Annotated in this window: 17 protein-coding genes and 3 pseudogenes; 2 read left to right on the forward strand and 18 right to left on the reverse strand. The window is 69.3% G+C overall.

Annotation, left to right across the window (positions count from 1 at the left end):
• Positions 1 to 297: 297 nt before the first annotated feature.
• From ACZ66S_RS39240 to ACZ66S_RS39250, 3 genes are all read right to left on the reverse strand, one after another.
• Positions 298 to 846 (reverse strand): DUF6292 family protein, encoded by a 549-nt coding sequence (locus tag ACZ66S_RS39240; RefSeq protein WP_469906365.1) that lies wholly within the window; start codon positions 844 to 846, stop codon positions 298 to 300.
• A 94-nt stretch (positions 847 to 940) separates the two neighbouring features.
• Positions 941 to 1,948: a DNA polymerase Y family protein gene (locus ACZ66S_RS39245; protein ID WP_469906366.1), complete on the reverse strand. Its 1,008-nt coding sequence runs from the start codon at positions 1,946 to 1,948 to the stop codon at positions 941 to 943.
• 5 nt (positions 1,949 to 1,953) lie between these two features.
• Complete coding sequence (locus ACZ66S_RS39250) at positions 1,954 to 2,250, reverse strand: hypothetical protein (protein WP_469906367.1); 297 nt, start codon at positions 2,248 to 2,250, stop codon at positions 1,954 to 1,956.
• Here ACZ66S_RS39250 and ACZ66S_RS39255 point away from each other — a divergent pair.
• Positions 2,236 to 2,301, forward strand: a pseudogene (locus ACZ66S_RS39255) (DUF6233 domain-containing protein); the annotation flags it as partial. The gene ACZ66S_RS39250 and the pseudogene ACZ66S_RS39255 sit on opposite strands and share 15 nt — an antisense overlap.
• A gap of 69 nt (positions 2,302 to 2,370) precedes the next feature.
• On the opposite strand, the gene ACZ66S_RS39260 reads toward ACZ66S_RS39255, so the two are convergent.
• The 7 genes from ACZ66S_RS39260 to ACZ66S_RS39290 form a co-directional block, all read right to left on the reverse strand.
• On the reverse strand, positions 2,371 to 2,619 hold the full coding sequence (locus ACZ66S_RS39260; protein ID WP_469906401.1) for a hypothetical protein: 249 nt from the start codon (positions 2,617 to 2,619) through the stop codon (positions 2,371 to 2,373).
• Entirely contained in the window at positions 2,612 to 3,463 is an 852-nt protein-coding gene (locus ACZ66S_RS39265) for a class II fructose-bisphosphate aldolase (RefSeq protein WP_469906368.1), read from the reverse strand. Before ACZ66S_RS39265 ends, ACZ66S_RS39260 begins: the two co-directional genes overlap by 8 nt.
• Positions 3,464 to 3,558: 95 nt before the next feature.
• Complete coding sequence (locus ACZ66S_RS39270; RefSeq protein WP_469906369.1) at positions 3,559 to 4,503, reverse strand: DMT family transporter; 945 nt, start codon at positions 4,501 to 4,503, stop codon at positions 3,559 to 3,561.
• Positions 4,500 to 5,492: an N-acetylglucosamine kinase gene (locus tag ACZ66S_RS39275; RefSeq protein WP_469906370.1), complete on the reverse strand. Its 993-nt coding sequence runs from the start codon at positions 5,490 to 5,492 to the stop codon at positions 4,500 to 4,502. Before ACZ66S_RS39275 ends, ACZ66S_RS39270 begins: the two co-directional genes overlap by 4 nt.
• 49 nt (positions 5,493 to 5,541) lie before the next feature.
• Positions 5,542 to 6,705 (reverse strand): SIS domain-containing protein, encoded by a 1,164-nt coding sequence (locus tag ACZ66S_RS39280; RefSeq protein ID WP_469906371.1) that lies wholly within the window; start codon positions 6,703 to 6,705, stop codon positions 5,542 to 5,544.
• The gene (locus ACZ66S_RS39285; RefSeq protein ID WP_469906372.1) at positions 6,702 to 7,997 is read right to left on the reverse strand and encodes a D-tagatose-bisphosphate aldolase, class II, non-catalytic subunit; all 1,296 of its coding nucleotides are present in this window, start codon (positions 7,995 to 7,997) and stop codon (positions 6,702 to 6,704) included. Before ACZ66S_RS39285 ends, ACZ66S_RS39280 begins: the two co-directional genes overlap by 4 nt.
• A gap of 175 nt (positions 7,998 to 8,172) precedes the next feature.
• Complete coding sequence (locus ACZ66S_RS39290; protein WP_469906373.1) at positions 8,173 to 8,961, reverse strand: GntR family transcriptional regulator; 789 nt, start codon at positions 8,959 to 8,961, stop codon at positions 8,173 to 8,175.
• Between the two features lie 427 nt (positions 8,962 to 9,388).
• On the opposite strand from ACZ66S_RS39290, the gene ACZ66S_RS39295 reads away from it, so the two are divergent.
• Positions 9,389 to 11,464 (forward strand): glycoside hydrolase family 36 protein, encoded by a 2,076-nt coding sequence (locus ACZ66S_RS39295; RefSeq protein ID WP_469906374.1) that lies wholly within the window; start codon positions 9,389 to 9,391, stop codon positions 11,462 to 11,464.
• 292 nt (positions 11,465 to 11,756) lie between these two features.
• Here the strand turns inward: ACZ66S_RS39295 and ACZ66S_RS39300 are convergent.
• The 8 genes and pseudogenes from ACZ66S_RS39300 to ACZ66S_RS39335 form a co-directional block, all read right to left on the reverse strand.
• A pseudogene (locus ACZ66S_RS39300) lies at positions 11,757 to 11,905 on the reverse strand (IS5 family transposase); the annotation flags it as partial.
• A 291-nt stretch (positions 11,906 to 12,196) separates the two neighbouring features.
• Positions 12,197 to 12,955 (reverse strand): annotated as a pseudogene (locus ACZ66S_RS39305) (IS701 family transposase); the annotation flags it as partial.
• Between the two features lie 37 nt (positions 12,956 to 12,992).
• Positions 12,993 to 13,748, reverse strand: a complete 756-nt coding sequence (locus ACZ66S_RS39310; protein WP_469906375.1) for a hypothetical protein — start codon at positions 13,746 to 13,748, stop codon at positions 12,993 to 12,995.
• Between the two features lie 61 nt (positions 13,749 to 13,809).
• Entirely contained in the window at positions 13,810 to 16,173 is a 2,364-nt protein-coding gene (locus ACZ66S_RS39315) for a glycosyl hydrolase family 95 catalytic domain-containing protein (RefSeq protein ID WP_469906376.1), read from the reverse strand.
• Positions 16,174 to 16,928: 755 nt separating this feature from the next.
• The gene (locus ACZ66S_RS39320; RefSeq protein ID WP_469906377.1) at positions 16,929 to 18,011 is read right to left on the reverse strand and encodes a lytic polysaccharide monooxygenase; all 1,083 of its coding nucleotides are present in this window, start codon (positions 18,009 to 18,011) and stop codon (positions 16,929 to 16,931) included.
• Positions 18,012 to 18,111: 100 nt separating this feature from the next.
• Positions 18,112 to 20,322 (reverse strand): glycoside hydrolase family 6 protein, encoded by a 2,211-nt coding sequence (locus tag ACZ66S_RS39325; RefSeq protein WP_469906378.1) that lies wholly within the window; start codon positions 20,320 to 20,322, stop codon positions 18,112 to 18,114.
• Positions 20,323 to 20,364: 42 nt separating this feature from the next.
• Positions 20,365 to 22,617, reverse strand: coding sequence for a glycoside hydrolase family 3 N-terminal domain-containing protein (locus tag ACZ66S_RS39330; protein WP_469906379.1), 2,253 nt, complete (start codon positions 22,615 to 22,617; stop codon positions 20,365 to 20,367).
• 115 nt (positions 22,618 to 22,732) lie between these two features.
• The gene (locus tag ACZ66S_RS39335) at positions 22,733 to 23,866 is read right to left on the reverse strand and encodes a glycoside hydrolase family 12 protein (RefSeq protein ID WP_469906380.1); all 1,134 of its coding nucleotides are present in this window, start codon (positions 23,864 to 23,866) and stop codon (positions 22,733 to 22,735) included.
• Positions 23,867 to 23,991: the final 125 nt, after the last annotated feature.

The raw sequence follows: 23,991 nt of genomic DNA on the forward strand, positions 1-23,991 counted from the left end.
ACCGTGCCCGCCTCGCTCATTGGGGGCGGGCACGGTACCGGTAGGAGACCTTGCCGACACCGGGCGACCAGCAAGTCATGGACTGCTCGCCACACCCGCCGCGCATAAAGCAGCTACCGCCCACATGACCTGATCTGCTGTCAGCTCTGAGGGGGTGCGCGCACCGTAGCCACCAACGATCATTCAGACACCTCAGACAACGGCAGCACGTCCCACCCCCGTCAGACAGCCCGCACACCTCTCGCACCGGCCAGCGTCTCCGGCGCCTCCACCACGCTCCGTAATGCGGCTAACTCCTCATGCAAGGGAACGGCGCCCGTACGCGGCCCGGAGTGCTGCGGCCGCCTGCTCGTACGTGTCGGTGTCGATGGTCAGATGCACACCACTTCCTGCCGTCTTCCCGGAGCCGGCACCTTCCTGCCGCCGCAAGGGTCCGAACCCCAGGCGGCTGCGGCGGAAATCGTCCGCGGCGGTCCGCACCTCCCGCGCGCCCACCCACTCCTCCCGGTACTCCGCATCAGGCAGCCGGCGGAAGCGCACCAGTTCCTCCGCTACGTCGGCCACCCGTTCCGGGCCCGCGATCGGTGTGCGCAGGGCCGTGGCCACGGTGTAGAGCAGCATGTCGTAGGCGTTCAGCCCGGTCAGGGTGTAGTACCAGCCCTGGCGTTCCTCCCAGTCCAGCCGGATCCCGCCGCGGCCGCTGGTGCGGGAGACATCCCACGCGAAGGTGATGTAGCGGATGAGGCCGCGATCGAGGCCATGGTGGCCGACCCGGACCGTACCCGGTGGGATGCCGCGTGCGGTGAGGGCGTCGTCGACGGCCTGGACGTAGGGCCAGTGCGGCATGCCCCGGGGGTGCGCCGCGCGGTCCTGGCGGGTCCAGCAGCACGGCTACCTCCAGCGGGAGCAGGCCAAAGGATCGGGGGCAAGGGGGTTGGGGTTATGAGGCGTGACGGAAGACGGCAGCAGGCCCGATGACACCGGGCCCGAACTTGCCACGGATCCGGTCGACGGCGGTCTCCGCGGCAAGGCGGTTCTCGCGGGCGTCGTCGAGGGAGAGCTGCCAGGCGACCTGGTCGGCGTCGATGAGGTCCTCGCCCTTCAAGACCAGGGCGGTCAGGCGGCCGCGCTGCAATCCTGCGGCGTCCATCAACTGGTAGGCGAGCTGGCGCAGATCGTCCTCGTGAGCGGAAGGGGCCGTCATGCGGCGGGTCTTGTCCCAACTGCCGCCGCCGGCGAACTGCAACGACAGGGTCAGGGCGCGGGCGGCCTGGTCGCGGCCGCGCAGCCGGGTACCGAGCCGGACCACCAGTTCGAGCAGGGCTGCGCGGACGACGGCGCCGTCCAGGGTGTGCTCATCGAAGCGGTAGCGCACGCTCGCCGCGGCCGGCAGCGCGCGGGGCACGACAGGACGGGGGTCGATCCCGCGGGCCCGGTCTGCGGCCAGACGGCCGGCCTTTCCACCCAGCAGGCGCTGCACGGTGGCGGGTGGCACCGCGGCGAGCAGGCCCACGCAGTGCACGCCGTAGTCCCGTAGCGCGGCAGCCTGCCGCGGGCCGATCCCGTGCAAGGCCTCGACAGGCAGCGGACCAAGCCACCTCGCAACCTCCTCGGGAGCGATCGCCAGGACTCCGCCCGGCAGAGAGACCTGGCCGGAGGCGGTAGCTGCGACGGTGATGGAGGGGCCGATGCCGAGACGGACGTCGACGCCAAGGCGGGAGATCGTCCTGATCCGCAGCACCTCCCCCAGCCGGCCGGCGTCGACGCCGTAATACGGCAGGGCACCGCGCAGGTCCACCAGGGCAGCGGTCGGCGGCAGTGCCTGCACCACCGGTGACAGACCGGCCAGCTCCTCCAGGACCTGCCGGTAGGTCTCCTCCGGCAGCCGGTCCGGGCAGCGCACATGCATCACCACGCCCCGCCTACCTGCCGTCACCTGCGTACTCATCGTGCTCACCTCCCCCACCATGTTATCGAACATAAAATCGAACACGCGAGGGGACGAGACGTGATCATGGGCATAGAATCAAAAATGTGTTCGATGACCTGCCGCTCGACCTGGACCGACTGCACACCCTGCGGGTGTGGCACGCCTTGTGGCTGCACCGCATCGACGCGAAAATCGCCCGCCTGGAACGCCGCGCGGCCGAAGAGGAACACGGGCGGAAGAACCGGCCGAAGCCGGCGGAGTGGGTTGTCGAAATCGGCATCGGCACCCGCAAGCCGCCCGTCCAGGTGCACGCCGGGCACTGCCACATGATCGGCTCACGCCGACGCCCCATCAGCCGCGACGAAGCCCGCCGCCTCCTCGCCGACGGACTGCGCGCCTGCACCCACTGCCAGCCCGACACCCAGCTCCACATCATCGACTTAGCCGTCCGCGACCTGCAGGCCGGCGCCCAGTCGAGCGCATCCCAGGACGGCGGGCGCGGCTCGAACAGTCGTCACCTCGTCGTCCTCGGCGATCGCCCGGTCGCGGGCGTCCTTGAGGGCGATGCGAAACTTCTCCAGCAGGCTCTCCGTGGCCCCCGACGTCCAGGACTCCTGGTTTTCCGGCGGCTCGCACAGGCCGTACTTTTGAGGGTAGAAGCCTCGAAAGCTTCGGCCCCGCTCAGCCACTCACCACACCGAGTAGGACCCGGACCGTCTCCGCCATCGCCTCCCGGCCCTTGGCGACGTAAGGGCGGGGGTCGGTCAGGTCGGGGCGCTGCGCCAGTGTCTCGCGGACCGCGCCGGTGAACGCGACGTTGAGAGCGGTACCGATGTTGATCTTCACGATGCCCGCCTGAACGGCTTGTCGCAGATCGTTGTCGCCGACGCCCGACGAACCGTGCAGCACCAGAGGTACGGGCACGGCCTCCCGCAGTCGTTCGATGAGCGCATGGTCCAGAGTCGCGGAGCGCTCGGTCATCGCGTGGCTGCTGCCGACGGCGACGGCCAGGGCGTCCACGCCGGTGTCCGCGACATAGCGCGCCGCCTCCTGCGGGTCGGTGCGCACCCCGGCCGCGTGGGCGCTCGCGGGGGCGTCGGGCTTGCCGCCCACATGGCCGAGTTCGGCCTCCAGCCACAGACCCGCACCGTGGGCCCACTGGACCGCGGCGCGGGTGGCGGCGACGTTCTCGGCGTACGGCTGCGCCCCGGCGTCGAACATCACGGAGGAGAACCCCGCGTCGGCCGCCGTGCGCAGCAGCCGCATGTCCGTCACATGGTCCATGTGCAGTGCGACGTCGACAGCACAGGCTTTTCCGACCTCGGCCGCTGCCCGCGCGATCGGCTCGACCCGGCCGCCGTGGAACCGTACGGCGTTCTCGCTGATCTGCAGGATCGCCCCCGGGGCGCCCGCCGCGGCTGCGCCGGCGATGATCGCCTCGGCGTGCTCCAGCGTGATCACGTTGAACGCGGCGACGGCCCTGCCTGCGGCGGCGGCCTTCGAGACGAGTTCGCGCGTGGGAACCAGGGGCATACGGGTGTCCCCTCGCTTTCATGTCGGTTCGGTGGGTACGGGCCGGTGTCGGCCCGTACCGCTACGTGGTTCGGCCGGTAGAGATGCGTGGGCGATCAGGACTTCTGCGGAGCCGGACTCACGTCCACGTCCGCAGCCCCCGGGGCCACGGAACTCTCGCCGCTCTTCTCGTCGCTGTAGACCATGAGGGTCGAGCCGGCGAGGGCCAGCACGATGCCGAGGGTGCCCCATACGTTCGGGAGCCTCTGATAGACCGCCAGGGACAGCACGATGGTCAGCACCGGCGCAAGTGCGTTGGTGACCGGGGCGACCACCGTGGCCTTGCCCCGGCTGAACGCCATGACCAGGAACAGCGCACCGACCGCGTTGAGGACCTGCGTCACCGCGGTGAGCGCGGGCGCCTGCCACGGGGCATCGGACGGGAAATCGCCCATCATCACGAGCGCCACCGGCACCAGCAGCAGTCCGCTGATGGTCATCCAGCCAAAGGTCGTCGCGTCGTTGACCCCGACCACCGCGGCCTTACGCATGCAGAACGCCTGCACACCCCAGGCGACGCAGATCACGATGGCCATCAGCAGCCACGGGCCGTGTGAGTTCGAGTCGCCCTTGCTGCTGGGAATGCTGAGCAGCACGATCGCCGCCAGCGCCGCGACGACACCTACGAGGGCGAGCCGGTTGATCCGCTCACGCAGTAGCACCATCGCCATGAGGACGGTGACCACCGGGGAGAGCGAGACCAGGGGGAAGATCAGGTACGCCGGGCCGTTGGCGAGCGCCTGGAACAGCAGCAACTGTCCGCCGGCGCCGGTCAGTCCCGCGATCAGTCCGTACCCTGCGGCTATCGGCCGACGGTCAAATGTGTTGCCGCGCATCGCGAAGTACGCGGGGATGAGCATCGTGAAGGCCCAGATGATGTAGATCATCTCGTTGGGATAGCCGTACCTGCTGTTCGGCTCGCTCGAGAAGGCGCCCCACACACCCCAGAACAGGACCAGCAGCGACGCGTACACGATCCAGCTCTTCGTACCTCTGTTCATCGGTCGTCCTCTCCTGAGGCAGGGATCCCGGGGGCCATGCGCAGCGCGTCGAGCGCTCCCGGGTCGAGCGAGGTTCCAGCGAGTTTTGCCGCGTACAGAGCAGCACCCACGACAGGCTCGTAGAGAGGGTGTCGCAGCTCATAGTCGGTGGAACGATCTTTCAGTCCGGAGGCGAACGCCTCCAGGACCATGTGGGCGCCGAAGGTGCCGCCGGAGTAGGAGACCGGTACGGTCTCGTCCGGGCCGAACTCCAGCCGTTCGCGGGTGACGTCGACGAGCAGGGCGAGTTCCCGGCCCGCGTCGGTGAGGATCTCCGTGGCGACCGCGTCGCCCAGAGCGGCCGCCTCGGCCACCGGGCGGCTGAGCGCGGCGATCCGGCTCCGGTCGCCCTGCCACTGGTTGTGGACGACGTCGATCACGTCGAGGTCGGACGCGAGGTGCAGGTGGCGCCGGAACACCTCGGCCAGGGGGCCCTCCGGGAGCCGCCCGTCGCTCATCCGTGAGAAGGCGTTGAGGCCTCGGATCGCGATCCAGTGCGCCGATCCCTCGTCACCGAACATCTCGCTCCAGCCACCGATGCGCACGCCTCGGCTCAGCCGCTCCCCGTAGGTCATCGAACCGGTGCCGCTGATGACGTTGATGCCGTCGACGGCGCCCAGGGAACCCGCCCAGCCGCAGACCATGTCGTTGTCGCAGGCGTAACGGTCGTGCCCGAGCACCGCTCGCGGGGTTGCGTTCAGGACGGGCAGATCGCGGGCCGCCTCCCCGTAACCGGGCAGCCCGAAAAAGGCGTACTCGATGTCGGCGGGGGCCAGCCCGGCCGCCGTGCAGACAGCTTCGACGCCTTCCTTCAGCACACGTTCGACAAGCTCGATGCCGTGGGAGAAGTAGTAGGAACTTGCCGCCTGCGCTCGCGCCACGACGTGTCCGGACCGGTCGAGCATGCAGAATGCGGTTTTCGTACCGCCACCGTCGACACCTAGGAACATCGTTGTACCTCCGTCCGGCGCCCTCGGTCCGCGCCGTTGATGCTTTTGATCAGGGGTGCAAGGAGTGCAGGGTCACGCCCTGCACCACGCGGTTGATCTCACCCGAGGGGAACGGGTTGTCGGGCCGCAGACCTCGAGCCAGGGAGGCACGCAGGGCGATGAGCTGGGCGTACACCACGGCGGACAGTGCCAGGGCGACATCCTCGACGCCGTCGAGGCCCGGCAGCGGCCAGGCGTCGGTGCCTGGGCCCCCCGTTCCCGCGCCGGAGTCCGCGGAGACCGTGACGACGCTGCCGGCGGGCAGATTTCCGCACAGTTCCGCATAGATGTCCTGGTCGTACTTGCGGGTGTACGGGTCGTTCGACATGTACACCACCGCGACCGAACGGTCGTTGAGCACCGCCTTGGGACCGTGCCGGAATCCCAGCGCAGACTCCGCGACAGCCATGAGCGTCCCACCGGTGAGCTCCAGCACCTTCAGCGCCGACTCCTCAGCGAGGCCCTTGAGCGGACCGCTGCCGAGGAAGACGATCCGCTCCGGCGCGCTCTCCAGGAGGGCGCCGACAGTGCGGTCGACAGCACTGCTCTCGGTGATCGACTCGGCTGCCCGGGCCAGGCGTTCGGCGACGCCGTCGTAGGCGCTGCCGCCCAGGGCGAGCAGCGCCGCGAGCGTCATGCACGTGAAGCTCGACGTCATGGCGAAGCCGCGGTCGTTGGACCCGGGCGGCATCAGCAGCACGTGTGACTTCGGCAGCTTCGCGTGTTCGCACGCCAGGCGGCCCTCCTCGTTGCAGGTGATCACGAGGTGGTGCACCTCGGAGAGGACCTGATCGGCCAGCATGGTGGCGGCCACGGACTCGGGGCTGTCGCCCGACCGCGCGAAGGAGACCAGCAGCGTGGGCACGTCCTCTGCGAGACAGCCGCGGGGGTCGGCGACGAGGTCCGTGGTGGGGATCGCGTCGACGCGCCGTCCCAGCCGCCGGGCCAGGGCGGGCTGGAGGACCTGGCCGGCAAAAGCGGAGGTACCGGCGCCGGTGAGCACCACGCGCAGGTCGCCGCGGGCGACGAGCGGACGCAGGAAGGCGTCCAGTGAGTCCCGGGAGGCCGCGACGATCTTGTCGACCTCGCGCCACAGCGCGGGCTGCTGGGCGATCTCGCGGACGGTGTGGGCAGCGCCGTCGTCCGAGGACAGCGTGCCGGAGGGCGTGGTCACACGTGCTCCTTCTGGTTCGGGTGGCAGGCGCGGTCGTAGTCGCGCAGGACATCGCGGACGTGGTCCATGGCCAGATCGCGCGGTCGGGCGGCGAGCTCGCCGTGGCGGACACGGGCGTACTGGAGCGGAAGATGTGCGCTGAGCAGCGGCAGGGGGATGTCCACGGCCGTGAGGTTGTCCAGCAGCCGGGCCTGGGCCTTTTGGATCTCAGGGTCGGGCCAGTAGTAGCGCATCCGGTCGCTGTAGCTGTAGCGGCGCGCGAGGCGCTGCTCGGCGGCGCCGCCCCGGTAGTAGCCCTCCCATCCGGCCGGCTCGGCGAGCATCCGCTGCTCGACGACCTCGGCAAGCCCTGACCGCTCGGCGGCCGGGACCAGTTCATCCTCGATCGCGGCGAGAGCGAACAGCGCCTCGCGCAGGGCGAAGGTCAGTCCGGGGCCCACCTTGAGGACTGCCCAGTGGTCCCTGACCAGCGCGGTGAGTGCCTCGGCGGTCTGGTAATCGGTCGAGTGGGCCTCGTAGACCATGGTGGGCTCGTCGTCGAGGACCTTGCGCAGCTCCTCGGTCTGCTCCCGCCGGTAGTCGACGACCTGAAGGTGGTCGAACTCCACGGCCGGCTGGACGACGAGGGCCATGACACGCGGCCAGACCTCATCGATGCCGTGTCGGGCGAACGCCTTGCGGTGCTGCCCCAGAGTGGTGCGCGCTGCCTCGGGCGTGGTCGGGACGAGAGCGCCGAGCGTCTCGTGCGCGCCGCCGGGCGTGGGCACCTCGGTACCGATCACGTACCGGATCCGCTCGGCTCGCTCGGGGCCCGCCGCCTCCTCGGCCACCCGGATCAGCCGCGCGGCGCGTTCGGCGACCACGTCGTCGGTCAGCGGTGCGGGATCACCGGCACACGCGAAGCTGCAGTCCAGGTGGATCTTGGTGAAGTCCGCCGCCACGTAGGCGGCGACCAGGGCGTCGGCCCGCTCCATCGCCTCGTCGGGCGTCAGGGACTGCCACCGGTTCGGTCCCAGGTGGTCGCCGCCGAGAATCACGCGGTCCAGTGGCAGACCACTTTCGGCGGCGATGCCGTACACGAGGTCGCGGAAGTCCGCGGGCCGCATGCCCGTGTAACCGCCGTACTGGTCGACCTGGTTCGAAGTCGCCTCCACCAGCACATGACCGCCGGTCTCCCGCGCCTGCACCACGGCTGCCTCGATGACCAGCGGATGAGCGGAACACACCGAGGTGATGCCCAGCGGCTGTCCGGCCTTCTGACGCCGGACCACCTCGTTCAATGGGCTCTGCATGGCCAACCCCTCACTCAACGCGCATCTCAAGCCAATGTGCCGGCCTGGCCTGCGGCTGATTTCGGACACTACTGGTCTTATTCAGGGCCGTCAACAGTCTTATTCTGGTATGCATCTGGTATTGAACGGCCGAGGGGTGATTCCCAGCGATCGTTCAAAATTGGTTGGTGAACGTTTACGCCTGGTTGGTGATGGAGGCCCGGAACCGGTAGCGGTCGCCCCGGTAGACCTGGACGGTCAGTTCGATCGGGCGTGATTCCTGGTTCGAGGTCAGTTGGGTCGCGACCAGCATCGGCATGGTCTCCCCGATCTCGAACAGCTCGATCTCCCGTGGCGTCGGGTGGCGGGCCTCGACCGAGTAGTCGGCGACGCGGGGGAGCTGCGGCGGGTCGGCGGCGCGCAGCGTGGCGTAGAGCGAGGCCGTGGCGAAGTCGGTTTCGGTCAGAGCCGGGCAGGCCGCCAAGGGGAGCCGGTTGTGCTCGAGTACGACCAGCAAACCATCCAGGAAACGTAGTCGGTGGAGGTCGAAGAGGTCGGCTCCCGGAGCGATCCGGAGCTGCTCGGCCTCATGCACCGTGGCCGGGCGAACGGTGGCGGAGAGCACTTTGTTGGCCGTGGTCAAGCCGTTGGCCTGGGCGTAATCGGCGAACCCCTGGACCTGCGGGGCCGCCGAGGTGGACGTCATGGTCGCCTCGGGGAGCAGACCGAGCTCGGCGACGAACCACCCGCGCGACGACGACGGCCGCACGATGCCCCGCGACTGCAATTGCGCGAGGGCCGCTCGCAGTGTCACGCGCGACACGGAGTACCGGTCGACCAGAGCACGCTCGGAGGGCAGCCGGTCCCCGGGGCGGGCGGCAGCGGCGCGCAGGTCGTCGAGCAACTGCGCGGCTGTGCGCTCGTACAACGGGAGGGCGTCGTCCCCGAACAGACCTCTGGGCATCGGCGTTCTCGCATCCGTCATACCAGAAACATACCAATCCGATCGACGCCGCTCACCCTCGCCCAAGCGACCAACCCGTTGACATGCCACTCGAATACCACTTACGTTCTCGATGCAGACCACTCGGGGATGAGGAAGTCAGCCCTGAGAGACCCCTTCCGTCTCGCCGCGCTCGGCCACCCCCGGTCATCGAGGCAACGTTGTCTCAGCTCACCGAGGGTGACTGCGCACTGCCGGTGGAAGCGACCTCGCACGAGGGTTCCGTTCGCACGACACGCCGTCCCCGACCCCATCCGACCTACCGCGAAAACCGGTAGCAGACCAGGCACCGACCAGTCCTACGGTCGGTCGCTTCGTCGCGAGCACACTGCTCGACTTGGACGATCCACCACGACGGACCAAAGGCGGCTGCCCCAAGCGGGCACGCACGACCGAAGGAGAGTTCGACATGACGGACATGAACCGGCGAAGCGTACTGAAGGTGGCGCTGGGGGGTGCCGGCCTGGCCGCCTTCCCGGCCGTGGCCATGGGCACCTCGCCCGCGGCTGCCGCACCGAACTCGAATCCTGACCTCGTCGGAGTCGGCGACACCTCCATCACCCTGGAGTTCGACGACCAACTGCGCAGCCGAGTGGCACTGCAGGGCGTCGACCTCACTCGCTTCGACGCCGGCGAAGCCCTGCTGGTGGGCGACAAGACCATCGAGACGTTCGCCTACCGTGGACACCGGACCCGCACCACCCGGCACGCCCGCCACGGCGCGGGCATCCGGGTGACCATCGAGGGCACGTCCAAGGAAGGCGTACACAAGACACTCGAGCTGACCTCCTTCGAGCGTCTGGCCGGCATGATCGTGATGAAGGTGACCTACACCAACAGGTCCTCCACGGCACTGAAGGTCACCGGGTGGCGCAACGGAGCCCACGAACTCCTGGAGACCCCCGGCGGCTTCTACACCTTCTCCGGCACCACGCACACGGACCGTCGTGACTGGGTGATGCGGGTGAAGGACGGCTACGTCCAGGAGAACTCGCTGGGGATGGACTCCTCCGACTACGGCGGCGGCACCCCGCTGGCGACCATCTGGCGCCGGGGCGCGGGCCTTTCCGTCGGACACGTCGAGCCTGTGGCGACGATCCTGCGCATGCCGGTCCGTAAAACGGCCGCCGGAGCGAGCATCGCCATCCAGAACGACACCGCCCGCACCCTGAAGCCGGGTCGTCAACTCAGCACCAGCACCACGTTCTTGACCGCCCTGCCGAGCGACCACTTCGTGCCGCTCCAGCGGTACCGCGACTACATGAGCGACATCGGCCAGCGCGCCCCCGAGGTCCCCGCCTCGGCCTTCGAGCCCATCTGGTGTGCCTGGGGCTATGAGCGCGACTTCGCCACCGAGCAGATCACCGCAGCGCTGCCGAAGGTGCACGCGGTCGGTCTGCGCTGGGCCGGGCTTGATGACGGCTGGCAGACCAATGAAGGCGACTGGGACATCAATACGGCGAAGTTCCCGCGCGGCGAAGCGGACATGCGGGCCTTCACCAAGGAGATACGGGACGCCGGCCTGCGACCGCGCCTGTGGTGGGCCCCGCTCGCGGCGGACCCCGACAGCAACCTGATCCGGGACCGCTCCGACATGCTGCTGCTGGACCGCGACGGCAACAAACAGGACGTCACCTGGTGGGACGCCTACACACTCTGCCCGGCCTACCAGCCGACTGTGGACTACTTCGTCGAGCAGGCGAAGAGGTTCATCGGCGACTGGGGCTACGAGGGGCTCAAGATCGACGGCCAGCACCTCAACAGCGTCGCGCCCTGCTACAACCCCAAGCACCGGCACGCCCGCCCCGAGGAATCCACCGAGGGTCTGGCCCGGTTCTGGAAGGCGATCCACGAAGCCGCGCACGCGGCGAACCCCGACGCCCTCGTCGAACTCTGCCCCTGCGGCACCGCCTTCGCCTTCCACAACCTGCCCTACGTCGACCAGTACCCCAGCTCGGACCCGGAGTCCTCCTACCAGGTCCGGAGCAAGGGCAAGTCGATGAAGGCGCTGATGGGCGCGGGCAGCAGCTATGCCGGCGACCACGTCGAGCTGAGCGACAACGGCGACGACTTCGCGTCCTCCTACGGGGTCGGAGCCGTCCTGTCGACCAAGTTCACCCTCCCCGGAACCGGAGCCCCGGACGAGGCGACCGACCTCACCCCGGAGAAGGAGGTCCTCTGGCGCAAGTGGGTGTCGCTGTACGAGAAGAACATGCTGCCCACCGGCGAGTACCGCGGTGAGCTGTACGACATCGGCTTCGACAAGCCCGAGGCGCATGTCGTGGCCAAGAAGCGGACCCTGCACTACGCCTTCTACGCCGACCAGTGGGACGGGACAGTCGAGCTGCGCGGTCTGGGCCACACGAGGTACCGCCTGACCGACCCGTTCACCGGCAGGTCTCTCGGAACTGCCACTGCTCAGCACAACACCGTGAAGCTGTCCTTCAAGCGGTTCCAGATCATCGTGGCCGAGCCCATCGCCTGACCCGCCGGGCGGCCAGGCACCACTCTTTGTAAGGGCTCGCAGAGAATCAACTTGCTTCGCGTGATCCGGCTCGCTGGTTTGCTATGGGTGTTTCCGTGGAGGTTCGTGGTCAACTCGTCGTGAAGTTCGGGGAGTTGTTTCCTCATCTCGACGAGCGGCAGCGGCGGTTGATGATGGGGGCGGAGGCCCGCATCATGGGTCACGGCGATATCCGGGCGGTTGCGGGCGGCCCGGGTCACTAAGAGGGCGTTTCGATCCGTCGTTTCATCCCGTTCTGCACATTTAATGCGTTTCACGCTCCTCGCCAGGTTGGTGTGGATGACGGGCAAGGCGGCGGGTCGTGAGGGCGATCATCGCGATGTAGATCATGGCGGTGGAGCGGGTGGGGAGGGCTTCGTAGTCGCGGGCCAGGCGGCGGTGGTGCATGAGCCGACCCAGGGTGCTGTGCCTGGGCCATGCGGCTCGCCGCTTTGGGTATCTCAGCGATGAGGCCCGCGCCTTGGTGGAGTCGCTGGCGGTGCCGGCCGCGGCGGATCCCTCGGATGTGGACGGGCGGGCCCGCGACGGCTATGACGACGTCCGGAGCTTCCTTCACCTGCGGTGAGGTCGCCTGCTGCTGCCGCTGCATGTCAGACTGCGTCGGCGGGTTAGTGGTGCTTCGTTAGGTTCTGGCTCTGTGTCTGACTGCGGTGAGGGGGCGGCCGCAGGTGCTGCAGGTGCCGGTCCAGCACCTCACCAGGCCTTGGAGTGCGTCGAGGGGCTGGTAGAGGCTCGGGCCGGTGCCTCGACTTTTGGGTCGAGCCTGCGGAGGGTGAGGAATGCCTGCGCGGCGGTGACGAGGGTGACGTGGTGGTGCCAGCCGCGCCAGGTGCGGCCTTCGAAGTGGTCGAGGCCCAGGCCGTGTTTGAGTTCGCGGTAGTCATGTTCGACCCGCCAGCGCATCTTCGCCCACCGCACCAGGTCAGCGACGGGTGTGGTGGCGGGCAGGTTCGATATCCAGTAGTCCGTCGGGGCGTCCTGGCCGTCCGGCCATTCGACCAGGACAGTCTGGACGGGCAGGACGCCGTCCCACCGGCTGCGGCCCCCGCCCGATTGCTGAGAGGCGGCCAGGGACTGCTTGCCCGCGGGCCGCACTGCCAGGACCGCGAACCGTGAGGTCATCGCGCCCTTGCTGCCCTGCCGCCAGGTCACTTCGGAGAATCGCTCCGCGCCCGTTTCCGCGGCCAGGGTCGAGAGGGATCGCGGCGGGAGGCGGGAGCGAGGAAGGGTGGGCGGCCCGAGCCCGCCATAAGCGGGCAGGTGCGGCTCGGCTTCCTCCGGATGAGCGACCTCCTTGCCTTGCAGGGCAAGGACATAGGAAAGCCCTCGCTCCTGGAGACCGAGCCGGAACGGCGTGCTGACGCCGTAGCCGGCGTCGGCCACGATGACCGGTGCCTGCAACTGCCACTGGGCGAGTGTGTCCAGCAAAAGCTCCCACGTATCCTGCGGGCCCCGGGCACGCACCGTCCCCACTAGTTCAACGAGACCGTCACTGCCCACCACAGGCCCCCGCTGTCGTCTCGGTTGCTTCTCTCTGCTCGGCGAGGAAGCCGGGCACCAGCCGCTTGACCGCCTCGACGGCGTGGGCGCCGCTGACCAGACCGCGCGCGGACGCCTCCGTATCGAGCGCCTTCGGGCGGCAGCGCCGCACCAGGAGCAGGATCCGCCGGGCAAGGTCGTCCGACACGTCCTTGGCCCCGGCCCGCCCGCAGCGCCAGGCGGCGCGGGCGTCTGCGTAGCGGGCGATCGCGTCGCGATCCTCACGGGTCTCGCCGGAAAGCAGCAGCGCGAGGGTCGTCTCGTTGCCCAGGTCGGGCACCGGATGGAAGATCCGGTGCCCGAGCTGCGCCCCGCCGGTCGCCTGCAGGAGCCGTTCGGACAGCGGGAGGCCCTGGCCACGGGCTGGATGCCGGGAACGATGGGCGAGGACGTCAGCCCATCGCTCCCGGAAGTCCTCGTCGAACACCTGCTGGTAGACGACCCGGTCCCGGGCCGACAGCTCCATGCCGTCCACGGTGTGGCGGGCGAAGTGGTTGGACCAGCCCCGGAAATACCCGTTGTCCCACGTCACGGAGTCCAGTGCTGGTCCGGCCGGGAGCCGGCCTCCCAGGTCGGTGCGGATAGCGGCGAGGGCGTCGAGGCGCTTGAGGTCGCCGAAGTACCGGTCGCCCTCGCGTCGTTCGTCCAGCCACCCCGCGAACTCTGCCTCCCTTTCGCGCTGGCAGACGGCGGGCGGGAGCGGCATGGCGCACCCGTGGGCGGCGGCACGTGAAGATGCCGCCGCCCACGGGTGTTCGGTCCGCCTGTCAGGGAATGCGGACCGTCACGGACTTGCCCGGCTTGAGGCTGATCTGCTTGCGGAACCGGCCGGCCCGCAGTTCGGTCGTGGTGCCTCCGACACTGCGGACCGTCACCGAGGTCGCCTTGCCGTCGCGCCAGGAGAAATCCACGGTGAAGCCGCCGCGGGCGCCCACCCCGGCCACCGAGCCCTTCTCCGCCCAGGCGCTGGGGAGCGCGGGCAGCAGCTCGATCACTCCGGGCCGGGAGTACAGCAGCATCTCCAGTGCGGCGGTGGCGCCGCCGAGGTTGGCGTCGATCTGGAAGATGGTGTAGCTGCCCTGGCTGTACATGTCGAACCAGTTGGCCGAGGTGCCGTTACTGTTGGCGACGGAGGGCCGCAGCACGTTCAGATAGAGCTGGTAGGCATTGTCCGCGTCCTTCAGGCGCGACCAGCACAGCGACCGCCAGGCGCAGCCCCAGCCGAAGGTGTCCGTGCCACGTGCCGTCAGCAACGCGCGCACGCCCTCGACCAGTTCGGCCGGGCTGCGGTCGGCGGAGATCCGGTCACCGGGGAAGAATCCGATAAGCGGGGACAGGTGCCGGTGGGTCGTCTCGCCCAGGTTGTCCGGAGACATCCACTCCTCAAGCCAGCCGGTCTTGGAACTCACTCGGGGGAGATAGAGCTTCTTCTGCATGGCCGTGAGCGCGGCGGCCAGGTCGGCGTCCCGGCCCAGTTCGTGGGCGGCGGTGGTGAATTCGTGGAACAGCTCCCAGGCGAGTTCCTGCGCGTAGGTAATGCCCTTGCTGTCCGGTCCGTGCTCAGGGGACCATGCGGTGTCGTCGATCAGCACCTCGCGGGAGGTGCCGTCGGTGTCGGTAATGTTCTTGGTGATTAGGCGGGCCTGCCAGAACTCGGCGGCGCCCTTGAGGACCGGGTAGATCAGCTCCAGGTAGGCGCGGTCCTGGCTGTACTCGTAGTGCCGCCACAGGGAGTTGCACAGCCAGGCGTTGCCCGACGGGTGCCAGGCCCAGCCGCTGCCGCCGTGGATGTTGGTGGAGAACGCCACCGCCCAGCCGGCGATCTTGCCGCTGCTGTTGCGGAACCGGTTCTTCTCGTTGTTGAACAGACGCTTGGTGACATCTGTCCACACCGGCAATTGGGAGACGCAGTACCGGGCCAGGGCGTACGAGTTCTCCCCGAGGCCGGCCGGGTCGGCCAGCCAGTAGTTCATCTGGATGTTGATGTCGGTGTGGTAATCCGCGTACCAGTCCGGGGTGTTGTTGTGGACCCATATGCCCTGGAGATTCATCGGGAGCCAGTCGCGGGACCCGGTGATGGTCAGGTAGCGGCCGTACTGGACGTAGGCAGCCTCCAGTTCCGGGTCGGGCGTGGTGCGGTCGGTGTAGCGGACCGCGATGCGCGACCAGGAGTCGAGGGAGCGCTGGAGGGTGGTGGAGCGGCCCAGGTCGATGGAGAAGCGGTTGTAGAGCTTCTGGTAGTCAGCGACGTGGGTGTCGAGCAGCCGGTTCCCAGAAACGCGGGCGGCGGTGGCCACCTTGCTCCGGGCGAGGGCCAGCGGGTCGCTTTTGGGGTCGCGGAAGTCGCGGGCTGCGTCGGGTGAGTAGTCGGTGCCCGCGCATAGCACGATCAGCAACTCCTGGCAGTCGGTGAAGGCCAGGGTGTCGCCGTCTACCTTGATCTGGCCGGTGGAGCTGGTAGCGGTCACGGCCGCCGCGTACCGCAGGCCGTTGCCGAGCTTGCCGGTGAAGGTGAGTCGGCTGCTGCCGCCGGAGGTGGTCTCGTCGTGCGTGCCTGCCAGCGAGATCTTGCCGGTGTGCGGGCCGCCGGTGAGCCGGACCACGACCACGTCGTCCGGATGGCTGGCGTACACCTCACGACGGTAGCGAACCCCTCGCAGCTTGTATGACGCGGACACCACGCCGTTGCTCAGGTCGAGTTGGCGGCGGTAGTCGGTCAACTGGGGGCCGGTGTGCCCGGGCAGGGTGATGCGCAGCTTGGCGAGTAGGCCGAAGCTGCCGAAGTCGTCGCGCCCGTAGGGAAGTTGCCCGTCATCGGTGACCGTGTCGTTGCGTCCGCCAGTCCAGAAGGAGCCGTCGGTGATGTAGACGAAGTCGTTGGCGGGATCGCATCCGACCAGGGCGCCGAGGCGGCCGTTGCCGACCGGGAGGGCCTCCTGGATGATGTGCGCCTCATCGGCGGGCGTCCGGTACCAGATGGCGGTGGCTCTGTCTTCCGGGACGAGGTCCACATCGGTCGGCCGGTCGGGCGCGGCGTGCGCCGTGAAGGCGGGCAGGCCGCCGGCGAGGGCGAGGCCGCCCCCAGCGGCACCGCTGAGGCGGAGAAAATCGCGACGAGAGGAAGCGGGCACGGGCAGTTCCCTTCCAGGGAGGCAAGAGCGAGCGAGCCCGAAACCTAGGTGGCATGTTTCAGTCATGTCAACAGAACGGATGCTTTTCATCCGACCTTTACTCGTCGACAGAGTGAGTCTGTAACGATAAGTGTCCTTTTGGGATGGTCTATTTTCCATGCACCCACCTCTGATCCTCACTTAGATCCGATGTATCGACGCGATGCGATAGGTGTCATGGGCATGCAAGGTGTTCGATGAGCATCCGTCAACAGGCGACCAGAACTCCGCTCGGGCATCGGATGGCGTGACCGCGGAGTCGGGCTGCGCCAACCGGAAGAGGACCGGTCCCTCCGGCGCCCCGGCGAGCTGGGCCGCGAGGCTGTCCAGGTCGCCGACCGATGGCACCTCTGGCCCAACCTGGGCGAAGCCGCCGAGAAATGCGTCTACCGGCCCGCGCCCCATGCCGGCGCGGCCGGAGGAACCGAAGGAAGAGGCGGAGCCGAGTGCGTCGTCGCCCTGGCCGACAGAGCACCGGTTCGCCGAACGCACCCGCGCCAAGCACGCCACCATCCACGCGCTCCTTGACGCCGGACATCGCCCCGCATTGCCACCAGCCGCGTCCGCGCCGGCTCCCCCGGCATCCGCGGTTTCGTCCACGACCTCGCCGCCCCCCAGCGCGTCAACGATCGCGTCTACGCGTTGGCCCCCTGAGCTGCGTGCACACGACAACGCCGGCTCCCCGCGGTGCGGAGGCCGGCGTCTCGCGGGGCTTGCTACGCAGTGACGCAGCCGATCGAGCCGACTGGATGGTTGTTGCCGGTGGAGGTGGCGGTGAAGCCGAAGGTCACGCTGCCGTCCGGGGCGACGGTTCGGTTGTAGTCGGCGTTTCTGACCGTGACCGTGCCGTCGGTCTCGGTGCTGAGGGTGCCGCTCCAGACACTGCTGATCCGGGTGCCAGTGCCCGGCTGCCAGCGTACGGCCCAGCCGTTCATGGGGGCCGTGTTGTGGTTCATCACCTCGACGGAGCCCTGGAAGCCGCCGTTCCAGGCGTCGGTCACCGAATAGACGGCCATGCAGCCGGTGTGTGGGTCGGTCGGGGTGGGGGTTGGCGTGGGCGTGGGAGTCGGAGTGCCACCTGAGCCGCGGATGCCGGTCACCTCGCCGTTGCCGCCGTCGAAGACGATGTCGGAGCAGGAGAAGAAGTTCTCCTGGCTGTCCGAGCGCACCCACTGGATGAACAGCACCGCGTCGCCCGAGCGGCCCCCGGGCAGGTTCAGGTTCCAGTAGTAGTGACCGGAATCGGTGCCCGGCGAGCCCGACTGGGCGGGGTTGGTGACGGTCTGGATGAGCTCCAGGTCGCCCCAGCCCAGCGGGGAGCTGGGCGAGTAGCCGGGCTTGGACAGGTACACCCGGAAGTCACCCGGGTGCGCTGCCCAGTTGCTGTACCGGACCTGCATGCTCTTCCCGGAGGTCAGATGCGTGCGGGGCCAGTCGGAGCGGGCGGCGTTGTAGCCGGTGAAGTTGTACGGAGAGCGGTCACCGGCACTGCACAGCTTGCCGTCGGGTACGTAACCGGCGCCGCGGCCGCCCGCGTTGGAGTCGAGCACGGCGAACCAGTTGTACAGCGCCGTCGATCCGCTCTCGGCCAGCGCGGCCTTGCACGCCGGGTTCGTCGGGTCCAGGGCGCCGGTGCCCGTCTTGGCGTCCTGGTAGCACAGATACGTCCGCGAGCCGGGCATCATCGCCACCCCGTGGGCTTGCGCGCTGCCCTGGCCGAGCAAGGCCAGACCGAGACCGCTCAGCAGGGTGGCGAGCACCGCCGCCCAGGAGAGGAGCCGGTTTCTGCGTCGAAGCATGGTGCCTCCTGTCGTTGCTTTGCTGTCCGCTGTGGAGCCCCCGCCCGCCCGGGGAGTCGGTCGCACCGGGCGGGCGAGGGAGTGTGGGGAGGTGGGCGGATCAGGCAGGTGGTGCGCCCCAGGCCAGGGTGGTGCCGAGGTAGCCGGGGATCGCCGGGGCGTCGGTGTAGGAGGTGGCGGTGGTGCGGCTGTAGTCGCCGACCTCGTCGAACGCGGACCAGTCGGACTTGGCCATGCGCATCTGGAGGTCACCGGTGTCCCTGCCCGCGGCCAGCGAGCCGGCGGAGAAGCTGACCTCCAGGTAGGCGTCCGCGCCGGCGACCGGGGTGTTCAGCGGGACAACCCTGAGCTTGACGTTGGAGCAGCCGACCGCGGCGTAGTCGCAATAGGCGTTCACCGTCGGCGAGCCGCTGTCCCGGGTGAAGTAGTAGCGGGCGCTCACCCCGGTCAGGTCGAGGGCGGCGCTGCCGGTGTTGGTGATCCGCAGGCTGGGGCGGATGGCGTTGTCGATGGCCGAGGAGTCGTTGTTCTTGTAGGCGACCTTGAGACCGCCCGCCGGGTCGGGACCGCCGCCGCCCGTCTCGGTGGTGACGCTCAGCGCGGCGGAGGCGGCGGAGACGTTCCCGGCCGCGTCACGGGCCCGCACGGTGTAGCTGTAGGCCGTGGCGGCGCTCAGCCCGGTGTCCGTGTACGTGGTGCCGGCGGCCGGCGAGCCGACCCGGGTGCCGTTGCGGTACACGTCGTACCCGCTCACGCCCACGTCGTCGGTGGCCGCGGTCCACGCCAGGGAGACGCTGCTCGCGGTCTTCGCGGTGGCCTGCAGTCCGGTGGGGGCGGTCGGGGCGGTGGTGTCACCCGGGTCGGTGCCACCCGTCGGCACGGCGGGGTAGGCGTTGCGCACCAGCATCTGGAACTGGTTGTGGAACCAGTGGCCGGCCAGCGGTGCGTCGGGCAGCGCCCCGGTCTTGCTGTTGCCGGCGTTGGGCGCGGTGTAGTCCGGGTCGCACATCGGGTCCGCCTTCTTGCCCTCCTCGTTGGGGATGTCCTTACTGGCCCCGTCGGACTCCCCCGGCGGCTTCACCCACAGAAAGGCGTCGAGGTGCGAGTCCGGGTATCCGGAGGGTGCGGCCTGCGGCGGCTGTCCGAGTCCGGCTCCGCTCACGTTGCACCACAGTCCGCGGTGGGCGCGCCGGTCGACCTTGGACTCCGTGACATAGGTGTCGAGGGTGGTGCTGGTGCTCTCGGCGGTGGGCCGGGCCGAGCCGCCCCAGCCGTTGCGTGAGGTGTCGATCACCATGCCGGTGGAGGCGGGCCAGCCCGCCGAGACGAGCGCGCGGTGGACGTTCTTCGTGAAGTCCGACTCGTCGAAGTTCGGGTTCCACTCGTAGAACTTGCCCGACTTGACCGGGTTGCCGCCGACGCTCTTGTCCGGGTTGGTGAGGAACGGCTCATCCAGTGGCGTGGCGTTGGCGACGTTGGTCACCAGCCCGTCGACGCTGCTCAGCCCGGCCGCGGTGCCCCTGGCCACCTCGGTGTACTGCTGCACGGTCTGGGTGAGGTTGTTGTCCCAGCCGAGCCAGCCGGAGTGCGCGTAGTCCAGGTAGGTGTACACGTTCGGGATGGCGTGCAGCTTGTCCAGGGCGTACCGGATGCCCTCGACGTAGATGCCGCTGCTCTTGGCCTGGGCGCATTCAGGGTCGGATGTGTTGGTGACCAGGTTGGGCAGGCTGTCGGGCTCGACGACCGTGGTGATACGGATGTCCTGGTACTTGGGGTTCTTGAGGACGTTCGCGATGACGTCGATGTACTCGGACTTGTAGCGAGTCAACCCGGCCTGGGTGAGCGGGAGTTCGCCGCTGGAGGCGAGGGCGGCGCAGTCCCGTCCCGGCAGGTCGTACACCACGAAGGTGGCGGTGATCGGCTGGCCGGGCTTCTTCTGGGCGAGCGCCAGGTCGAGGTGGTCGGCCAGGCTCTTGCGCCCCGCGTTGGCCGCACCGCCGTGGACGGCAGCGATCCGATCCAGCCAGACGGCGGTCGGATAGCTCTTGACCTTCTCCATCTTCGTCCTGAGCGTAGCGTCGGAGGTCTGCGCGATGGACGTGCTCACGAGCTCGGCGTAGTCGGGGTTGACGTAGAAGGTCGCCCCCGCGAAGGGGTTGTCGACATGAGCTTCCGCCGCTGCCGCGGGCTGTCCCGCGATCTGGCCGGCCGCCCCGAGCATCAGGGTCGCCAGGGCGGTGGCCAGGGCTGCCGACCGTCGTCGGCGCGTGCTCGGCAGCGAGGCGCCGTCGGCTCTGGTCGGGTTGGTCATCGTGCCCTCCTCGGTGGTACGTGCGGGTGTGCCGGTCGTACGTCAGGAGCCGGTGCACTGCGGAGCGGGCGTGCCCGCGCCGCCGTTGGCCGTGAAACCGAACGAGGTGGTGGCGCCGGGCGAGAGGGCGCCGTTGTGGGCGGCGTTGCGGACGGTCGCGCGGCCTTGGGCCACGGTCAGGGAGCCGTTCCACAGGCTGTTCACGGTGGAGCCGTTCAGGTCCCAGGCGACGGTCCAGCCGGTGAGCGGGGCGCTGCCCGAGTTCTTGACGGTCATCTCCGCCTGGTAGCCGCCGGACCAGGCCGAGACGACCTTGAACTGGGCGGTGCAGGACTTGGGTTGGGGCTCAGGGTCAGGATCCGGGTCGGGGTCGGGACCGGTGCCGTAGGTCAGGCCGTGCCCGTACGCGAAGAGCGGGCTCTTGCCGTCGCCGTCGTTGATGGGCTGCTGGGAGGCGCTGCGCATCCACGTCATGGGGAGCTTGCCGGTCGGGGCGTGGTCGCCGAAGAGCACGTCGGATACTCCGGCGCCCTCGGTGCCGGGCAGCCAGGCCGCCAGCAGGGCGCGCCAGTCCGGCAGTTGGGCGGCGATGTCGAGCGGGCGTCCGGAGACGAGGACCACCACGACGGGCACCCCGCTGGCCTTGAGCCGGCTGAGGGTCTGCAGGTCCTCCTGGTCCAGCCCCATGCCGCCGGGCCGGTCGCCGTGCATCTCGGCATACGGCGTCTCCCCGACCACCGCGACGGCGGCGGTGTAGCCGGCGTCGATGCCGTTGCCGTAGCGGTCGTAGGTGATCCGGGACGAGTCGGTCGCGGCGGCGCGGATGCCCTGGAGGACGGTGGTGCCCTCGGTGACGGGGCCGCTGCGGCCCTGCCACCCCAGGGTCCAGCCGCCGCTCTGGTTGCCGATGTCGTCGGCGGACTTGCCGGCCACGAACAGCTTGGCGTTCTTCGCCAGCGGCAGGATCGCGCCGTCGTTCTTCAGCAGCACCTGCGACTGCCGCACCGCCTGCCGGGCCAGGGCCCGGTGCTCGGCGGAGCCCACGGTCGGGGTCAACGACCGGTCGGTGAGCGGCTTTTCGAACAGGCCGAGCTGGAACTTCTTGGTGAGGATGCGCCGGTTGGCGTCGTCGACGCGGGCCAGAGGGATCCGCCCGGCGTTCACCTCGCCGCGCAGCAGGGTGAGGAACTTCTTGTAGTCGTGCGGGACCATCACCATGTCGACGCCGGCGTTGACGGCCGTGGTGATCTCGGCGCCGGTGAAGCCGCTCTGGCCGTCCATCTGGTCGAGTGCGGCCCAGTCCGAGACGACGAAGCCGGTGAAGCCCAGCTCGCCCTTGAGCACGTCGGTGACCAGGTACTTGTGCCCGTGCGCGCGCACGCCGTTCCAACTGCTGTAGGACAGCATGACCGAGCCCACGCCGCGGCGTACCGCCTCCTGGAAGGGCGGCAGGTGGATCGCGCGCAGTTCGGCCTCGGACAGCTCGGTGTTGCCCTGGTCGACGCCTCCGGTGGTGCCGCCGTCGCCGATGTAGTGCTTGGCGGTGGCCAGTACCGACGCCGGGTCGCCGCCCAGGGCCGTGCCCTGCATGCCGGTGACGAACGTGGCCATGGAGGTGGGCAGTTCGGGCTTCTCCCCGAACGATTCGTAGGTGCGGCCCCACCGGTCGTTGCGGGCCACGCACAGACACGGCGCGAAGGACCAGTCGATGCCGGTACCGGCCACCTCCTCGGCCACCGCCCGTCCGACGCGCTGCACCAGCGCCGGGTCACGGGTGGCGCCAAGGCCGATGTTGTGCGGGAAGAGGGTGGCGCCGCGCACCGCGTTGTGGCCGTGCACCGCGTCGATGCCGTAGATCATCGGGATGCCGAGCGGGGTGGTGAGGGAGGTGCGCTGGAGGGAGTCGTAGGTGTCGGCCCAGGTCTGGGCGTTGTTGGGGCTGACCGTCGAGTCGCCGCCGGAGAGCACCGAGCCGATGCGGTAGGTGGCGAGGTCGGTCTGAGGGACGAGCGCGTCCTTCTCGATCTGGGTCATCTGCCCGAGCTTGTCGTCGAGCGTCATCCGGGAGAGCAGATCCGTGACCCGCTCGGGCGCCGGGAGGGAGGGGTCCTGGTACGGCAGGGCTGCGGTGGCCGTGGGGACCTGGGCGGGCGGGGCGGCGGCAAGAGCGGTCAGGGCGAGGGTCGCGGCGCACAGCGCGGCGACGAGGGCGGGGCGGCGGGTCCGGGAACGTAAGGGCACGCCGGCGGGTGAGGACGGCGTGCGGCGTGCGGACACGGTGCGGCTCGGGCTCATGGGGTGCGGCCTTTCCGGATGCGGGCCGGAGGGGCGGGTTGTGGGGCCCGCCCCCGTCGGTGCGGGAAGGCGGGGCGGGCCCCGGAGAAGGCCGGTGCGGCGCGACCGGCTTCGGTCAGGCGCTGGTGCAGGCCGTGCCGTTCAGGGTGAAGGTGCCGGGCTTGGCGAAGGTGCCGCTGTAGGTGCCCTGGAAGCCGAAGGTCTGGCTGGCGCCGGCGGCGATCTGCGCGTTGTGCGCCACGGGAGTCGCCGTTAGCGCGCCGGAGGAGCCGGACAGGGTGGCGTTCCAGGAGCTCGTGACGCGCTGTCCGGAGGGCAGGGTGAAGCCGAGCTGCCAGGTGTTCAGGGCGGTGGTACCGGTGTTCTTGACCGTGACATCGGCGGTGTAACCGCCCTGCCAGACGTTGGACGCGTAGGTCACCTGGCAGGCCGTGGCCGGCCCGCCGGGACCGCCCGGGTCGCCGCCGCCACCGAGGTTGACGGTGGAGGAGAAGGAGTTCACCGCGAGTCCGGCGCCGTTCTGCCACGGCTCGAACCCGGCCTGGACACTCGTCAGGTACCAGTTGTTCTGCGCCAGGCCCCGGGCCACGGCCTGGTCGACGAAGTCCATGACGTCGAAGCTCCAACTGCTCATCGCCGAGGGAGCGACGAAGGAGATCACGTCGTTGGAGCCGTTGCTGCCGGTCCACACCTCGAAGGTGCGGCCGCCGACGGCGGTGGTGCCCACCGGCGAGCCGATCGGCTGGATCGAGCCCACCCGGTTGAACCAGATCATGATCTCGGTCCGGTTGACGCCGTCGGTGCGGGGCGTCGGGTCCAGCCAGATGTCGTACGAGGCGTTGTACACGGCGCCCGAGACAAAACCGTAGGAGATGCTGCTGGGCGCGCTGGAGATGTTGCTGAGCTGCGCCGGAAGGTTGGTGCCCGGCGAACAGTTCGTGTAGTGGCAGCCGTTGAACACCGACGGGTAGGACTTCGGGGCGCCGTTGGTGGGCACCGAACCATCGGCCTGGGTGAGGCGGAAGCCGGTGTCGGTGGCGGTGACGCACTGGGTGGCGCTGGTGCCCCAGCGGTTGTTCTGCACGACGTAGCGGCCCTGGATGACGGTCGAGCCGAACTGCTCGCAGATCGTGGTGTCGGCCTGAGTCGGCGGTGCGGCGACGAGGAGCGCCGCGAGCGCGGCGAAAGCGGAGAGCAGTGCGGCGAACAGGCCGCGCACGGGGCGGGGACGGTGCGGTAACGGTCGCATGCGGGTGCCTCTCTCGAACGTGGCTCGGCTGTGTCGGAACCGATACGGGAGCGCTCCCAGCTCCCCACTGATGGGAGCGCTCCCACTCCACCGGTTCGGGTCGGACTGTAGGAGTCCGTCCATGT

Source organism: Streptomyces sp. NPDC107471, assembly GCF_055582845.1.

Excerpts from the sequence above, each read along its gene's own strand:
- ACZ66S_RS39320 (WP_469906377.1), bottom strand. The coding sequence starts at position 18,011 with ATGCTTCGACGCAGAAACCGGCTCCTCTCCTGGGCGGCGGTGCTCGCC.
- ACZ66S_RS39275 (WP_469906370.1), bottom strand. The coding sequence starts at position 5,492 with ATGTTCCTAGGTGTCGACGGTGGCGGTACGAAAACCGCATTCTGCATG.
- ACZ66S_RS39330 (WP_469906379.1), bottom strand. The coding sequence starts at position 22,617 with ATGAGCCCGAGCCGCACCGTGTCCGCACGCCGCACGCCGTCCTCACCC.
- ACZ66S_RS39265 (WP_469906368.1), bottom strand. The coding sequence starts at position 3,463 with ATGCCCCTGGTTCCCACGCGCGAACTCGTCTCGAAGGCCGCCGCCGCA.
- ACZ66S_RS39290 (WP_469906373.1), bottom strand. The coding sequence starts at position 8,961 with ATGACGGATGCGAGAACGCCGATGCCCAGAGGTCTGTTCGGGGACGAC.
- ACZ66S_RS39245 (WP_469906366.1), bottom strand. The coding sequence starts at position 1,948 with ATGAGTACGCAGGTGACGGCAGGTAGGCGGGGCGTGGTGATGCATGTG.
- ACZ66S_RS39325 (WP_469906378.1), bottom strand. The coding sequence starts at position 20,322 with ATGACCAACCCGACCAGAGCCGACGGCGCCTCGCTGCCGAGCACGCGC.
- ACZ66S_RS39310 (WP_469906375.1), bottom strand. The coding sequence starts at position 13,748 with ATGCCGCTCCCGCCCGCCGTCTGCCAGCGCGAAAGGGAGGCAGAGTTC.
- ACZ66S_RS39270 (WP_469906369.1), bottom strand. The coding sequence starts at position 4,503 with ATGAACAGAGGTACGAAGAGCTGGATCGTGTACGCGTCGCTGCTGGTC.
- ACZ66S_RS39240 (WP_469906365.1), bottom strand. The coding sequence starts at position 846 with ATGCCGCACTGGCCCTACGTCCAGGCCGTCGACGACGCCCTCACCGCA.
- ACZ66S_RS39285 (WP_469906372.1), bottom strand. The coding sequence starts at position 7,997 with ATGCAGAGCCCATTGAACGAGGTGGTCCGGCGTCAGAAGGCCGGACAG.
- ACZ66S_RS39335 (WP_469906380.1), bottom strand. The coding sequence starts at position 23,866 with ATGCGACCGTTACCGCACCGTCCCCGCCCCGTGCGCGGCCTGTTCGCC.
- ACZ66S_RS39295 (WP_469906374.1), top strand. The coding sequence starts at position 9,389 with ATGACGGACATGAACCGGCGAAGCGTACTGAAGGTGGCGCTGGGGGGT.